This is a genomic window from Arthrobacter sp. CJL-S3 (assembly GCF_056711635.1).
Genome location: NZ_CM160046.1, coordinates 1074432 through 1088676 on the forward strand (window position 1 = coordinate 1074432; position 14245 = coordinate 1088676).

At 69.5% G+C, this 14245-nt stretch carries 10 protein-coding genes; 3 read left to right on the forward strand and 7 right to left on the reverse strand.

Annotation, left to right across the window (positions count from 1 at the left end; all coding sequences use genetic code 11):
• Positions 1 to 79: 79 nt before the first annotated feature.
• Positions 80 to 1765 carry a bifunctional phosphoribosylaminoimidazolecarboxamide formyltransferase/IMP cyclohydrolase gene (purH, locus tag AC06G6_RS04930; RefSeq protein WP_479826931.1) on the forward strand — a complete coding sequence of 562 codons (1686 nt, stop codon included), beginning with the start codon at positions 80 to 82 and terminating at the stop codon, positions 1763 to 1765.
• 519 nt (positions 1766 to 2284) lie between these two features.
• Here the strand turns inward: purH and AC06G6_RS04935 are convergent.
• Complete coding sequence (locus AC06G6_RS04935) at positions 2285 to 3286, reverse strand: trypsin-like serine peptidase (protein WP_479826933.1); 1002 nt, start codon at positions 3284 to 3286, stop codon at positions 2285 to 2287.
• A 249-nt stretch (positions 3287 to 3535) separates the two neighbouring features.
• Between AC06G6_RS04935 and AC06G6_RS04940 the strand changes: the two genes are divergently transcribed.
• Complete coding sequence (locus tag AC06G6_RS04940) at positions 3536 to 5755, forward strand: NADP-dependent isocitrate dehydrogenase (RefSeq protein WP_479826935.1); 2220 nt, start codon at positions 3536 to 3538, stop codon at positions 5753 to 5755.
• A 229-nt stretch (positions 5756 to 5984) separates the two neighbouring features.
• Positions 5985 to 8198, forward strand: coding sequence for a catalase (locus tag AC06G6_RS04945; RefSeq protein WP_479826937.1), 2214 nt, complete (start codon positions 5985 to 5987; stop codon positions 8196 to 8198).
• A 12-nt stretch (positions 8199 to 8210) separates the two neighbouring features.
• On the opposite strand, the gene AC06G6_RS04950 is transcribed toward AC06G6_RS04945, so the two are convergent.
• The 6 genes from AC06G6_RS04950 to AC06G6_RS04975 form a co-directional block, all read right to left on the reverse strand.
• Positions 8211 to 8762: a mucin-associated surface protein gene (locus AC06G6_RS04950; protein ID WP_479826939.1), complete on the reverse strand. Its 552-nt coding sequence runs from the start codon at positions 8760 to 8762 to the stop codon at positions 8211 to 8213.
• A complete protein-coding gene (locus AC06G6_RS04955; protein WP_479826941.1) occupies positions 8759 to 10087 on the reverse strand; it encodes a serine/threonine-protein kinase in 1329 nt (442 codons plus the stop codon). The genes AC06G6_RS04950 and AC06G6_RS04955 overlap by 4 nt, the downstream gene beginning before the upstream one ends.
• A gap of 315 nt (positions 10088 to 10402) precedes the next feature.
• Positions 10403 to 10573: a hypothetical protein gene (locus AC06G6_RS04960; protein ID WP_479826943.1), complete on the reverse strand. Its 171-nt coding sequence runs from the start codon at positions 10571 to 10573 to the stop codon at positions 10403 to 10405.
• 80 nt (positions 10574 to 10653) lie between these two features.
• On the reverse strand, positions 10654 to 12135 hold the full coding sequence (locus tag AC06G6_RS04965; RefSeq protein WP_479826945.1) for a hypothetical protein: 1482 nt from the start codon (positions 12133 to 12135) through the stop codon (positions 10654 to 10656).
• Between the two features lie 115 nt (positions 12136 to 12250).
• Positions 12251 to 13321 carry a Gfo/Idh/MocA family protein gene (locus AC06G6_RS04970; protein ID WP_479826947.1) on the reverse strand — a complete coding sequence of 357 codons (1071 nt, stop codon included), beginning with the start codon at positions 13319 to 13321 and terminating at the stop codon, positions 12251 to 12253.
• Between the two features lie 215 nt (positions 13322 to 13536).
• Positions 13537 to 14244 (reverse strand): ABC transporter ATP-binding protein, encoded by a 708-nt coding sequence (locus AC06G6_RS04975; RefSeq protein ID WP_479826949.1) that lies wholly within the window; start codon positions 14242 to 14244, stop codon positions 13537 to 13539.
• Position 14245 lies beyond the last annotated feature (1 nt).

Genomic DNA, 14245 nt, shown 5'->3' on the forward strand with positions numbered 1-14245 from the left:
AGGCCCGGCGCGCTGACGCGATAAACTGGCCGCATCCCCACCACCCGCGGCCCCGCCGCGATATAAGACGGAGACTTTTGTGAGCTTCACGCAGCTTGACCGTGTATCCATCGACCGTGTCCCCATCCGCCGGGCCCTGATTTCGGTCTACGACAAGACCGGTCTGGAGGAGCTCGCGCGGGGCCTGCACGAGGCCGGCGTCAAGCTCGTCTCCACCGGCTCCACCGCCAAGAGGATCGCCGCCGCCGGCATCCCGGTGCAGGAAGTCGAAGAAGTCACCGGCTCCCCGGAAATGCTCGACGGCCGCGTCAAGACCCTGCACCCGCGCGTCCACGGCGGCATCCTCGCCGACCGCCGCGTCCCGGCCCACATGGACACGCTCGCGTCGATGGACATCGAACCGTTCGACCTCGTGGTGGTGAACCTGTACCCGTTCGTGGAGACCGTGAAGTCGGGCGCCGCGCAGGACGACGTCGTCGAGCAGATCGACATCGGCGGCCCCGCCATGGTGCGCTCCGCCGCGAAGAACCACGCCGCCGTCGCCATTGTGGTGGACCCGTCCTCGTACCACGACGTCGTGGCCGCCGCCGCTTCCGGCGGCTTTGACCTGAAGACCCGACGCCGGCTGGCCGCCAAGGCCTTCGCGCACACCGCCACCTACGACACCGCCGTGGCCAGCTGGACCGCGAGCCAGTTCCTCGACGAGGACGGCGACGGCGTCATCGACTGGCCGGCCTACGCCGGCCTGGCGCTGGAGCGCTCCGAGGTGCTCCGCTACGGCGAAAACCCCCACCAGCAGGCCGCCCTCTACGTGGACCGGGCCGCCCCGGCCGGCATCGCCCAGGCCGACCAGCTGCACGGCAAGGCCATGAGCTACAACAACTTCGTCGACGCCGACGCCGCCCTCCGCGCCGCGTTCGACTTCGCCGAGCCCGCCGTCGCGATCATCAAGCACGCCAACCCCTGCGGCGTGGCCGTGGGCTCGGCCTTCGCGGCGGATCCGATCGCCGACGCGCACGCCAAGGCGCACGCCTGCGACCCGGTCTCCGCGTTCGGCGGGGTGATCGCGGCCAACCGCACGGTCACCGCCGGCATGGCCAGGACCGTGGCGGGGATCTTCACGGAGGTGGTGATCGCCCCGGGCTTCGAGGACGAGGCCGTGGAGATCCTGTCCAAGAAGAAGAACATCCGCCTCCTGGCCCTGCCTGAGGGCTACGGCCGCTACCCGACCGAATTCCGCCAGGTCTCCGGCGGCATGCTGGTGCAGGCCACGGACAAGGTCGACGCCGAGGGGGACAACCCCGCCAACTGGACCCTGGCCGCCGGTGACGCCGCCGACGCCGCGACCCTGGCCGACCTCGCGTTCGCCTGGACCGCGTGCCGCGCGGCCAAGTCCAACGCCATCCTGCTCGCGGACAACGGTGCCGCCGTCGGCATCGGCATGGGCCAGGTCAACCGGCTCGATTCCTGCAAGCTCGCCGTCGAGAGGGCCAACTCGCTGGGCTTGAGCGTGGAGTCCGAAGTCGACGGCGCCGGCGGTGCCTCCAACGCCGACGCGTCCGGCGCCCCGGAGCGTGCCCGCGGCGCCGTGGCCGCGTCGGACGCGTTCTTCCCGTTCGCCGACGGCCTGCAGATCCTGATCGACGCCGGCGTCCGCGCCGTCGTCCAGCCCGGCGGCTCGGTCCGCGACGAGGAAGTCATCGCCGCAGCCAACGCCGCGGGCATCACGATGTACTTCACCGGCGCCCGGCACTTCTTCCACTAGGTCCCGCTCAGCCGGGCGCGGGGTTCTCCGTGCCCGGTCTCACCACGAATGGACATGCCCTCCCTTTCCCGGAGGGCATGTCCATTTTTCGTGGCTAGGGGTGGGCGCATGGGGAATATGTCCAAGCGCGGAGACTCTCGGGGGACATGTCCGGTGCAGCGGGCGAGGACCAGGCCCGGGGAGGAATACGGGCCGGGGGACATGCTCATTCTTGGAGCCGGGGCTGGGCACATGGGGACTATGTCCAGGCATGGAGAGTCTCGGGGGACATGTCCCGTGCAGCGGGCGAGGACCAGACCCGGTAAGCAGTGGCGGCCGGGGGACATGCTCATTCTTGGAGCCAGGAGCTGGGCATATGGGGGTCCTGTACACGCAGGGAGCTTTGCGGGGAACATGTCCAGCGAGGCCCGGAGCCGCCCCCGGGGCACACGTCAACGCGGGGCCACCTGGGCCCATCCCCACTGCTGGAGATGGGCCTCGAGTGACCCCGCGCTGGTATCGGTGTTGCCGGGTGTTGCCTTAGGAAGCGGCGGCGGTGGTGTAGGCCTGCTGGATGACCGAGCCCCAGTACGGGCCGTACATCGTGGTGGACTTGCTGCCGTAGCCGTAGCTGTTGACCGAGTTCTGGTAGCCGGTGGAGCTGGTTCCGATGAACCACGGGCCGCCCGAGGATCCGCCGGTCATGTTGCAGGGGATGCCCTGGGAGTTGAACTGCGGGTTGTAGGGATCGTTCGTGGCGGTGCCGCTGCAGCTCTTCAGGGATTCACCGTTGAAGGGCCGTGCCGCGGGGTAGCCGAACGCCTTGTAGGTGAGGCCGCGGGCGGCGTTGAACTGCAGGCCCGAGGCCCCCACGACATCCGAGAGCGTCTGGCCGTTGAGCGGGTTCATGACGGCGAAGCCGGTGTCGTACGTCATGTCGCCGCCGGAGCTCCACTGGGTCGGGGCGTGGAGGGACTTGGCCGTCCACATGCCGTACGGGGCGGCGCCGTCGAGGTAGGCCGGGACGAAGGTGAACTTGGTGGCGAAGGCGCCGGGGCCCTCGTTGAGGCAGTGCCCGGCTGTGGAGACGGTGCTCTTGTTCGTGGAGGAGACCGAGTTGCCGGAGCAGACATAGTTGGAGCCGCCCAGGGTGAAGAAGACCTTGCCGATGTGCTTGACCGGGGTCTCGCTCGCGTTCGCCTTGCTCTGGACTTCCTTCGCCTGCAGGTTCGGAGCCTGGGACTCGACGGTGCTGGGCGCCCCCGTTTCCGCCGGACGGTTCACGGCGGCCTTGGAGTTGGCGCTCTTCTGCATGGCCCTCTCGGCCAGCACGTCGCCGGGGATGGCGCTGCGCATCCGCTCTTCCGTCCAGTATTCCGCACCTCCGGTCTCGACGACGGTGTGGCTGCTGACCCCCGACGTTTCCATCGGCGCGTTGCCGGGTGCCGGGGCGGCGCTCGCTGCGCCCGCGGCGCTCAAAGCCAACAGTGCCGCCGCCGAGAGGCTGAGGAGGCTGGTGGCCAGAGTCTTGGGTGTTCTCATGGTTGTCCTAACCGGTGGAATGCGGTGCGGCCTCCGGTGGTGGCCGCTGTGATGGGAATGAAACTACGGTACTTTGACGGAGGTGTAAAGCATCTTGTCAATTCTTGTCACAGCATGTTGCCGGCGTCACGGAGTCTGGGGCGTACGACGCCGGTAGGCGGCAACCCTACTCCCTCGGGTAAGTTAGGGGTGTTGAATTGGCACAAAAATTTCCGGAAATACCCAGACCTTCAGGGAGACGCCCGAGCAATGGCAAAGATTATCTATACCCACACCGACGAAGCGCCGATGCTGGCAACCTATTCGTTCTTGCCGATTGTTGAAGCATTCGCTTCGACGGCCGGTGTGGAAGTGGAGACCCGCGACATCTCGCTGGCCGGCCGTATCATCGCCGCGTTCGGCGACTACCTCACCGAAGAGCAGCGCGTCAGTGACGCCCTGGCCGAACTCGGCAGCCTCGTCAAGAAGCCCGAAGCCAACATCATCAAGCTGCCCAACATCAGCGCCTCGACGCCGCAGTTGAAGGCCGCCATCGCGGAACTCCAGGGCCAGGGCTACGCCCTCCCGGACTACCCGGACAACCCCTCCTCGGACGAAGAGACGGACATCCGCTCCCGCTTCGACAAGATCAAGGGCTCCGCCGTCAACCCGGTGCTGCGTGAAGGCAACTCCGACCGCCGCGCACCGCTCTCGGTCAAGGCCTACGCCCGCCAGAACCCGCACAGCATGGGGGCCTGGACCGCCGAGTCCAAGACGAACGTCGCCACCATGGACGCCGATGACTTCCGCTCCAACGAGAAGTCCGTGGTCATCAAGGCTGACGGAAACGTCAAGATCCAGCTGGTCAAGGAAGACGGCACGGTCAAGGTCCTCAAGCGGGCCTTCCCCGTCCTCGCCGGCGAAATCATCGACGGCACCGTCATGCGCGCCGCCGCCCTGGACACCTTCCTCGCAGCCCAGGTGGCCCGCGCCAAGGAAGAGGGCGTGCTGTTCTCCGCCCACCTCAAGGCGACCATGATGAAGGTCTCGGACCCGATCATCTTCGGTCACGTCGTCAAGGCGTACTTCGCCGAGCTCTTCGACACCTACGGCGCCCAGATCGCCGCCGCCGGCCTGAGCCCGAACAACGGCCTGGCCTCCATCCTCAACGGCCTCGAGGACCTCCCCGAGGAGATCCGCGCCGACGTCGAGGCGGCCATCAAGAAGGGCCTGAACGACGGCCCCGAGCTGGCCATGGTCGATTCCGACAAGGGCATCACCAACCTGCACGTCCCCTCCGACGTGATTGTGGACGCCTCCATGCCGGCCATGATCCGCAGCTCCGGCCACATGTGGGGCCGCGACGGGCAGGAAGCCGACACGCTCGCCGTCCTCCCGGACAGCAGCTACGCCAGCATCTACCAGGTCGTCATCGACGACTGCCGCGCCCACGGCGCCTTCGACCCGACCACCATGGGCACCGTCCCGAACGTCGGCCTGATGGCGCAGGCCGCCGAGGAGTACGGCAGCCATGACAAGACCTTCGAGATCCAGTCAGCCGGCACCGTCCAGCTGGTCGACGACGCCGGCACCGTGCTGATCGAGCACCAGGTCGCCCCGGGCGACATCTGGCGCGCCTGCCAGACCAAGGATGTCCCGGTCCGCGACTGGGTCAAGCTGGCCGTCACCCGCGCCCGCGCCTCCGCCATGCCGGCCATCTTCTGGCTGGACAAGACCCGCGCCCACGACGCCCAGATGATCGCGAAGGTTGAGGAGTACCTCAAGGAGCACGACACCGAGGGCCTGCAGATCGGCATCATGTCCCCGGCGGAGGCCACGGCCTTCACGCTGGAGCGCATCCGCAAGGGCGAGGACACCATCTCGGTGACCGGCAACGTGCTGCGCGACTACCTCACCGACCTATTCCCAATCCTGGAACTGGGCACCAGCGCCAAGATGCTCTCGGTGGTTCCGCTGATCAACGGCGGCGGCCTCTTCGAAACCGGCGCCGGCGGCTCTGCCCCCAAGCACGTCCAGCAGCTGCTCAAGGAAAACCACCTGCGCTGGGACAGCCTGGGTGAGTTCCTGGCCCTCGCCGTCAGCTTCGAGCACCTGGCCACGTCCACCGGCAACGCCCGCGCGCAGATCCTTGCCGACACGCTGGACCGCGCCACCGGCACCTTCCTGCTCGAGGACAAGTCCCCGAAGCGCAAGGCCGGCGAGCTCGACAACCGCGGCAGCCACTTCTACCTGGCCAAGTTCTGGGCCCAGGAACTGTCCCGCCAGACCGACGACGCCGAGCTGGCCGCGGCGTTCGCCGCCGTCTCCGGAGCGCTGGACTCCGGCGAGGAGACCATCCTGGGCGAGCTCCTCGCCGTCCAGGGCTCCCCGGTGGACCTCGGCGGGTACTACCACCCGGACGAGGCCAAGGTCACCGCGGTCATGCGGCCCTCGGCGAAGTTCGGCGACGTGCTGTCCCTGCTGGGCTAGGTCCACGGGCCGGCGTCGTGCCGGCAGAGTCTTACCAAGACTGCGTTCCACCCCGAACGGCGTACCGGAGATTCCCGGTGCGCCGTTCGGCGTTTCCGGGGCCGGCCACCGGACGACTGTTGCCTGGGCCGGCGCCGTCATTTAGGGTACTAAGCACGCTTAGTTTCGGCTGGCGCGCCCCAGGGCCGCCAGTGCGGGGCCAAGGTTGCCTACCCTGAGGAGTCGTCGCATGCCAGCAGAGAGCAACATCCAGATCCCCGGTGCAGTGTCCGTGGAACCGCCCGCGCTGGAGGAGCCCACCACTCCGCGGGAACCGCTTCCACCCAAGCCTGACCAGCAGGGACCCGAGGCCGTCTCGCCGACCGGCACCCCCACGGGCGCCCCGGTGAACTCGCGGGCGCAGTCCGGCGCCTACCTCACCACGGCCCAGGGGCTCCGGCTCTCCGACACGGACCACTCGCTGAAGGCCGGCCGGCGCGGCCCGGTGCTGCTCCAGGACCACCACCTGCGCGAGAAGATCACCCACTTCGACCACGAGCGCATCCCGGAACGCGTGGTCCATGCCCGCGGCGCCGGAGCCCACGGCGTTTTCCGGTCCTACGGGTCGGCATCGAACATCACCCGCGCCGGGTTCCTGGCCAAGGACGTCGAGACGCCCGTCTTCGTCCGCTTCTCCACCGTCCTGGGTTCCCGCGGCTCGGCCGACACCGTCCGGGACACCCGCGGCTTCGCCACCAAGTTCTACACCGACGAGGGCACCTTCGACCTCGTCGGCAACAACATCCCGGTCTTCTTCATCCAGGACGGCATCAAGTTCCCGGACATCGTCCACGCCGCAAAACCGCACCCGGACCGCGAAATTCCGCAGGCCCAGAGCGCCCACGACACCTTCTGGGACTTCGTCTCACTGCACACCGAAGCCCAGGCCCACACCATGTGGAACATGTCCGACCGGGCCCTCCCGCGCTCCTACCGGACCATGGAGGGCTTCGGCGTCCACACCTTCCGCTTCGTCAACGGCGACGGCGCGACCAGCCTCGTGAAGTTCCACTGGAAGCCGAAGCAGGGTGTGCACTCACTGCTCTGGGAGGAGGCGCAGCTGATCAACGGCATGGACCCGGACTTCCACCGGCGGGACCTGGCCGACGCGATCGAGGCCGGCGCCTTCCCGCAGTGGGAACTGGGCGTGCAGGTCTTCCCGGACACGGAGGAGGAGTTTTTCGAGGGGATCGATCTGCTCGACCCCACGAAGTTCGTCCCGGAGGAACTGGCGCCCGTGCAGCCGATCGGCATCATGACCCTGAATGCCAACCCGGTGAACTACTTCGCCGAGACCGAGCAGGTCGCTTTCCACCCCGGCCACCTCGTCCCGGGCATCGACGTGACCAACGATCCGCTGCTGCAGGTCCGGCTGTTCTCCTACATCGACACCCAGATCAGCCGGCTCGGCGGCCCCAACTTCGGCCAGCTCCCGATCAACCGGCCGCACGCGCCCGTCAACGACATGCTGCGCGACGGCATGCACCAGACGGCCGTGCACGGCGGAGCGGCGCCGTACCACCCGAACTCGCTCGACGGCGGATGCCCCTTCCTGGCCGGCGCCGACCTCGGGGCGTTCATCGACGTCCCGGAAGAACTCGCCGCCGCTGTCAAGGAGCGGAAGTCGCCCGCATCCTTCGATGACCATTACAGCCAGGCGCGGCTGTTCTTCCGCAGCCTGGCCCCGGTGGAGCAGGACCATGTGATCCAGGCGTACACGTTTGAACTGGGGAAGTGCCGCGAGGAGAGCGTCCGCCAGCGCCAGCTGCTGGCGCTGGCCAACATCGACCCCGCCCTGTGCGCGGCGGTGGCCGCCGGGCTCGGTATGCCCGCCCCGCAGGCCAGCGAATCCGTGAAAGACGCCGCCCCGAGCCCGGCGGTCTCCCAACTGGGAGGCTCCTGGCCGGTGGCCGGCCGCGTGGTGGGAATCATCGCCGACGAGGACAGCGACCTGGACGCTGTCCGGGCTGCCCGGGCCGCCCTCGACGCAGCCGGGATCGTACCGCTCGTGATCGCTCCGGCCGGAGGCTACCTCGGCGGATCCGACGGCGGCATCCCGGTTCAGCGGACGTATCTCACCGCCCGCTCGACGGAGTTCGACGCGGTCCTGGTGGCCGCGTCGGGGGCCCCGGCGGCGGACGCCGCGCAGGGACGGGACGCGAAGGCCGGTGAGCCGGGGGCGTCGCTGGATCCCAGAGTCGTGCTGCTGCTGTCGGAGATGTTCCGGCACGCCAAGGCGATCGGCGGCTGGGGCCCGGCCGTCACGTGCCTGGACGGGGCGAGCATCCCGCCGGACGCCGCGGGCATCGCCCTCGGGGACGGGCCCGACGACGTCGTGGCGCAGCTCACCGGACTGCTCGCTGCCCACCGGGCCTGGGAACGCTTCCCGGCGGCCGGGGTCTAGCACCCGGCGGCCCTAGTCGTCGTCGTCCTTGCCCTTGCCCTTCCCCTTGTTACTGTCAGCCGGCGGCGCCGGCGCGACGGCGGGCGGGGGAGCCGCCGCTGCCGCTGCTGCCGCTGCCGCCGCCGCAGCGGCGGCGGCGTCGGCTTCGGCCTGGGCGGCGGCTGCGGCCTGCGCTGCCGCTTCCTGTTCGGCGGCAACCCGGGCGGCCTCGGCCTGACGGGCATTGAGGTCCACGCGGACGGCGTCAACGGACTTCCGGATGCTCTGGTGCCGGACAAAGGACACCTCGCCACGGGCGGCCGCTTCGTCCAGCTTCAGGACGAGCTCGTCGAGGTGTCTCAGCGACCCGGCCGGATCATTGGCTGCGGCGGCCTCGGTCACGGCAAGGACCTGGGATTGCAGTTCCCGGGCGGCAGCGCGGTCCAGCTCCGGCGCCGGGGCACAGCCGGCCAAGGCGCCGGTGAGCAGTGCCGTGCCGAGGAGCCAACCCGCAAGGAGCGGACGGGTGCGGCGCGGACGGAACGGGGACCGGGCACTGCGGTCCAGCCGGGTGCTCAGGTTCATGGCTCCACACTCTTCTGCAGCTCTTGGAGGTGCTGTCCCAGGTCCCCGGTCACGGCCGGATAGGGGACGACGGCGGGTGGTTCAGGCGCTGCCAGGGCAACGGCAGCCGTGACGGCACCCGTCACGAGCGCCAGGAGCGCGAGAGACAGCAGGACTTGGGTGCGGCGGCCGGCCCGCCGGAAGCGCGAGGCGGTCCGGGACCGCCAGGAGCCGCGGTTGGCCTCCGGGGTGGTGACGGCGTCCGGGTCCAGCAGGTACCCGGGCCGGGCGCCGGTGCTGGCACGGCCGCCCGTGCTGGCAACACCGCCGTCGCCGGTGGCGGTGGCGGCAACTGTGGTGGCGGCCGGGTCGCCAACGGGCATGGCAAGTGTCCCGTGGTTGGAGTCTGGTCCGGCCGGGGACAGCAGCGGGGGCCTGGCCGGCGGGGCCGGCAGCACGCGGGTGCGTTCTTGGGCGAGGAGCCCGGGGAGTGACTCGGGCGAGACCAGGGCATGTCGCAACGCCACTTCGAGGTCCGCGGCCGACGGACGTTCCAGGGGATCCAGCCCTGTCATGGCCCGGATCAGTTTGGTCCATTCGGCGGGCACGGAATCCGGGATTGCCGGGGCCCGGTGCAGTCTCGCGACGGCGGATTCCACCGCACTGCCGGGGTATTCGAGCTCACCCTTGATGCATTCCAGCAGGACCAGGCCCAGGGAGTAAATGTCGCTTGCCGGACCAAGGTCGGCGCCGCGGGATTGTTCAGGACTCAGGTACGCGGCGGTCCCCACCATGGTGCCGGTGGCCGTCAGCCGGGTCCCGTCCATCATGCGGGCAATCCCGAAGTCGGTGAGCTTCGGCCGCAGGGGCTCCCCGGGACGGACCGGAACGAGCAGAATGTTTGCAGGTTTGATGTCCCGATGGACGATGCCCAGCGAATGGACGTAGGCCAGGGCGTCCGACACACCGGCGCCGATGACCGCGATGTCAGCCAGCGGCAACGGACTGTGCCGGATCCGGGCCCGGAGGTCTTGCCCGTCCACCAGCTCCATGGTCAGGAACGGCCGGGGTTCCTCGGGGATGCGGGCGTCCGTGCCGGCGTCGAAGAGAGTGACCAGGCTCGGATGGTTGAGGGTGGCCAGGAGTTGAATTTCCGCTTCCTGACGCCTGAGTTCGTCAGGATCGGCGGATTGCGGGGCAAAGAGCTTGAGAGCCACGTCGCGGCCGAGGTTCACGTCCCTGGCGCTGTAGACGGACGCCATGCCGCCCCTGCCGATCAGTTCCCCCAGCCGGTAGCGGCCGCTCAGGAGCTCTGCCGCGGTGCTATCGGGCGAAGTACTGTCCACGTTGTCCCCGTTCCTTCTCCCCGTGCGCCACGGCGGCGCCCCTGAAGAATGATACCGGGATGGGTATCGGCTCCTCGCACTGCGGCCGCGGACCGACGGCCGCAGTGCGGTGGACTCGCGCATCCTGCGAGGCCGTTGAGTCCCCCAGCGGACCCAACGACGGATTTGCTTTTCCGGAGCCTGCAGCGTCGTTGAGTCCCCCAGCGGACCCAACGACGGAATGCCTTGCCGGAGCTGCGACGCCGTTGAGTCCCCCAGCGGACCCAACGACCTCACCCCGGCCTCACAAGACCTTAGCGGAGGCGGGAGCGGCCCCTAGGGCGGGCGTTCCTGGTAGTGCGGGGAGGGTTTGCGGCGCGCCGGGAATCCGGCGGGGCGGGGCGGGACAGTGTGCAGCGCGGGCGCTGACAGTGCCCGTTCCTTGGCGGGGGAAGCGAGGGGGCATAACGGTGCGCCGGAATACCGGCAGCGGACGGTGCCGTCCATTGGGGATCTCCTGAATGACTGTTGACGGGCGCCCAAGGCAGCCCGATTGGCCGTACTCTGTGGAGGGCAGAGACGGCTAACTAGTCAGGAGATGAACCGGGGTCAGCGGCGACGGCTGAGTGCACGTGCTGCAGCGGACCACGGATTGGATCAGCGCCGGCTGTGGGAATGACGAGATACGGGCTGGGAAGCCACGCGGCCCCACCGGCCGGTCCACCGGACGAAGCGGTATTGCCGGAGCCGGAGCCGGGCGCCGCGGGCAGGGCGTCGGGAGCGGGCAGACCTGTCCCGTTGGGCCACGGTGTGGGACTGTCATTGCCGGCCGGTGCTGGCGGCACAGTGCCTTCCGGGGTGGCGCCCGCCGGGGGCGCGCTGCCTGTCTGCTGGCCGTCCGCTCCCGGCCGGGCAGCAGTGTCCAGGGCCGGGAGGTACAGCGGGGTTCCGAAAACCTCGATGTCGGGTGCGGGCGCGGGTTCCTGCAGCGCGGTCAGGCGATCCTCGGTGACGTTGCAGTCCGCCGGGACGTCGGGTTCCGTGGTGGATACCGGGTCCGGGGCCGTCACGATCGGGAGAGCCGCGTCAAGGAGCGCCAGGTCAGGAACCGCCGGTTCAGTCGGTGGCACCGCGTCCGTGACCGTGGGCCCGTCCAGCAGCGGGTCCGTTGTCACCGCGTCGGCTGGTGCCGTTGCCGTGGGCGACGGGCTAGGTGCCGTTGTCGTGGGTGACGGAGTGGGTGCCGTTGTCGTGGGTGACGGAGTGGGTGACGAAGTGGGCGCCGTTGTCGTGGGCGACGGGCTGGGTGCCGTTGTCGTGGGTGACGGGCTGGGTGCCGTTGTCGTGGGTGACGGGCTGGGTGCCGTTGTCGTGGGCGACGGCGTGGGAGTGGTGGCCGGGTCAGTGGCGGGGATTGTTGGCTCGGGATCGGAGACGGGATCGGCCACGGGTGCGGTCGGATCAGGCGCGGGAGCCGGGTACGTGACGGCCGGGTCCGGAGCGGGCGAGGGCGTGGGGCCGGAATCAGTCCGCGTGGGGGTCGGCGTTGGATCGGTGACCGGCTCGGTGACCGGATCGGGTTCCGGCGGGGTCGTCGGCAGGGCGGTGGTCTCCGCTGCCGGTGCCGACGTGTTGGTCGGCAGGACGGTGGCCTCCGCTGCCGGTGCCGTCGTGTTGGTCGGCAGGACGGTGGCCTCCGGCGCGGGTGCCGGCGCGGGCTCGGTGGGCAGTACAGAAGTCGCCGGGACGGCGGGGTCCGGCGTCGGCTCCCCGGTGGGGGCCGGGGCCGGAACAGTCGCCCATGACGTTCCTTCGGGCGTGACGCCAGCCGCCACGGTGGCTTCAACCGTCGCCGGGGCGGGGGACGCGGAAAGTGTCGGAGTGGGGACGACAGCAGTGAGGGTGATGGTTCCGGCGACGGTGACGTCGGCGGTTGGAGTGGGGTCCGGGGCATCGTGCGCGCTGGCAGCCGTCGCAGAGAGGGCAATCCACGCGAGTCCGGCGGCGCCGCCTAGGATGACCCTCCGGAGTGGACGGCGCGAGCGTAACGGGACTGTTGCTGGGTCCACTCGCACACCCCATTTCCCGGATAGGTCGACGGTTCCCTATAGGGTAAGTCCGCGCGCGGGGGCGAGTCCAGAGCCCAAAGTAACACGGGGCGGGTTTACCGGGCGGAAACGGCCGTCACCGCGTGTCATTCGGGTAGCTGACACCCAGTTGGGCGCGCACGCCGTCGAACAGCCGCATGGTGTTCAGGGAGTCCTCGAGCGGCATCACGGGGCTCTCGGTGAGTCCGTGCTGGATGCACCGCGTCACCTCGCGCAGTTCATAGCAGTAGCCCCGGCCGACGACGTCGAAGGACTCGCTGCGGGTCTCGTCGAAGCCGACCCGTACTTGGAGTTCCTTGGGGTTGTTGATCGATCCGATGGCCTGCAGGAACCCCTGGCTGCCGGCCACGGTCGCCGTCCGGGGGCCGTGCGCCAGCAGGGATGAGGTCAGTTGCGCCTGGGCGCCGTGGTGGTAGCCGAGGGTCAGGGCGTTCTGGGCGTCCACGCCGTCGTCGTTAAGCCAGCCGGTGGCGCTGACGGTCTGCGGGAAGCCCAGGGTGCCCAGGGCCCAGAGCAGCGGGTACACCGTGATATCCAGCAGCGCGCCGCCGCCGTCCTTCGGGGCCCACAGGCGGGAGGTGGGCGAATACGGCGCCGGGAAGCCCAGGTCCGCTCCCACCCACTTGACCTCGCCGATCTCACCGGAAGCGGCGATCTCGAAGGCCCGCTGCATGCTCGGCAGGAACCGGCTCCACATCGCCTCCATCAGGAACAGGCCCTTGTCCCGCGCCAGCGAGACCAGCTCGGAGGCCTCCCGCGCGTTGACGGTGAGCGCCTTCTCGCACAACACGTGCTTGCCGGCGTTCAGGGCCGCCAGCGCGATTTCGTGGTGGTGGGCGTGCGGCGTGGCGACATACACGACGTCGACGTCGTCATTGGCGAGCAACCGAGCATAGCCGGTCTGCCCGTTGAGGTCACCGTATGCCCGGGCGAAGCCGAAGTCCGCGGCGAACGCATCCGCTGCCGCCTGGGTGCGCGAACTGACCGCGTACAGCTCGGCGTCGGGGAGGAGTTCCAGGTCGCGGGTCACGGACGCCGCGATGCCCCCCGTGGCGATGACGCCCCAGCGCAGCCTGGCGCCGGTGGCTGTGCGGGGATCGGGGTCCGGCTGGCTGAACAGCCAGGGTGTGGCGATGTGGGCGGTCATGGAGTCATCCTCTCACCCGGCGGGGGAGGTCCTGGGTTGCGCACGCCGGAGGTGAGGGAGGTCCCGGGTTGCGCACGCCGGAGGTGAGGGAGCGTCGGGGTTGCGCACGCCGGAGCTGAGGGAGCGTCGGGTTGTGGGCCGCGGAGGCCGGCGACGGGATGGGGGGTCCCGCCTCCGGCGTCCGCGGCGGCTGTGGGGGAGTGCCGGGCGGGGCGCTACGCGGGAGCGCCCGCTGCGACCCGGCTGCGCGCTGCCTCCTCGGTCAGCCGGCCCTGCTGGAGCCGGAACCGCCGGTCGGTCTTGTTGGCCAGCGAGCGGTCATGGGTGACCACGAGGATGGTGGTGTTGTGGTCCCGGCTGAGTGAGCTGAGGAGCTCGATGATGTGTTCGCCGGTCTGCTCGTCCAGGTTGCCCGTGGGCTCGTCCGCGAGGATCAGCCTGGGGGAGTTGGCCAGCGCGCGGGCAATCGCCACCCGCTGCTGCTCGCCGCCGGAGAGCCGGTTGATGCGGCGCCCGTGCTTGTCCGGGTCGAGCTGCACCCGTTCCAGCAGCTCCCGGGCCCGTTCCCGGCGGGCGGCCTTCCGGATCCCGGCAAATTCCATCGGCAGCATGACGTTGTCCACCGCGGAGAGGTTGGGGATCAGGTTGAACTGCTGGAACACAAAGCCGATGTCCCGCCGGCGGTACTCGGTGAGCTTGCCGTCGGGCATGCCGGCCAGGCTCACGCCGTTGACCAGCACATCCCCGCTCGTGGGTTTGTCGAGGGCGCCGAGCAGGGACAGCAGGGTGCTCTTGCCGCTGCCGCTCTTGCCCACAATCGAGGCCAGAGTCCCCTGCTCGAGCATGAAGCTGACATCGTTGACCGGCTTGATGGTGCGGTCGCCGGACTTGAACGTGCGGACCAGGTTCTTGACTTCGATCATG

Bases quoted from the DNA above. Each gene is read 5' to 3' on its own strand.
- AC06G6_RS04935 (WP_479826933.1), bottom strand. From the start codon at position 3,286: ATGAGAACACCCAAGACTCTGGCCACCAGCCTCCTCAGCCTCTCGGCG.
- AC06G6_RS04940 (WP_479826935.1), top strand. From the start codon at position 3,536: ATGGCAAAGATTATCTATACCCACACCGACGAAGCGCCGATGCTGGCA.
- AC06G6_RS04945 (WP_479826937.1), top strand. From the start codon at position 5,985: ATGCCAGCAGAGAGCAACATCCAGATCCCCGGTGCAGTGTCCGTGGAA.
- AC06G6_RS04950 (WP_479826939.1), bottom strand. From the start codon at position 8,762: ATGAACCTGAGCACCCGGCTGGACCGCAGTGCCCGGTCCCCGTTCCGT.
- AC06G6_RS04960 (WP_479826943.1), bottom strand. From the start codon at position 10,573: ATGGACGGCACCGTCCGCTGCCGGTATTCCGGCGCACCGTTATGCCCC.
- AC06G6_RS04970 (WP_479826947.1), bottom strand. From the start codon at position 13,321: ATGACCGCCCACATCGCCACACCCTGGCTGTTCAGCCAGCCGGACCCC.
- AC06G6_RS04975 (WP_479826949.1), bottom strand. From the start codon at position 14,244: ATGATCGAAGTCAAGAACCTGGTCCGCACGTTCAAGTCCGGCGACCGC.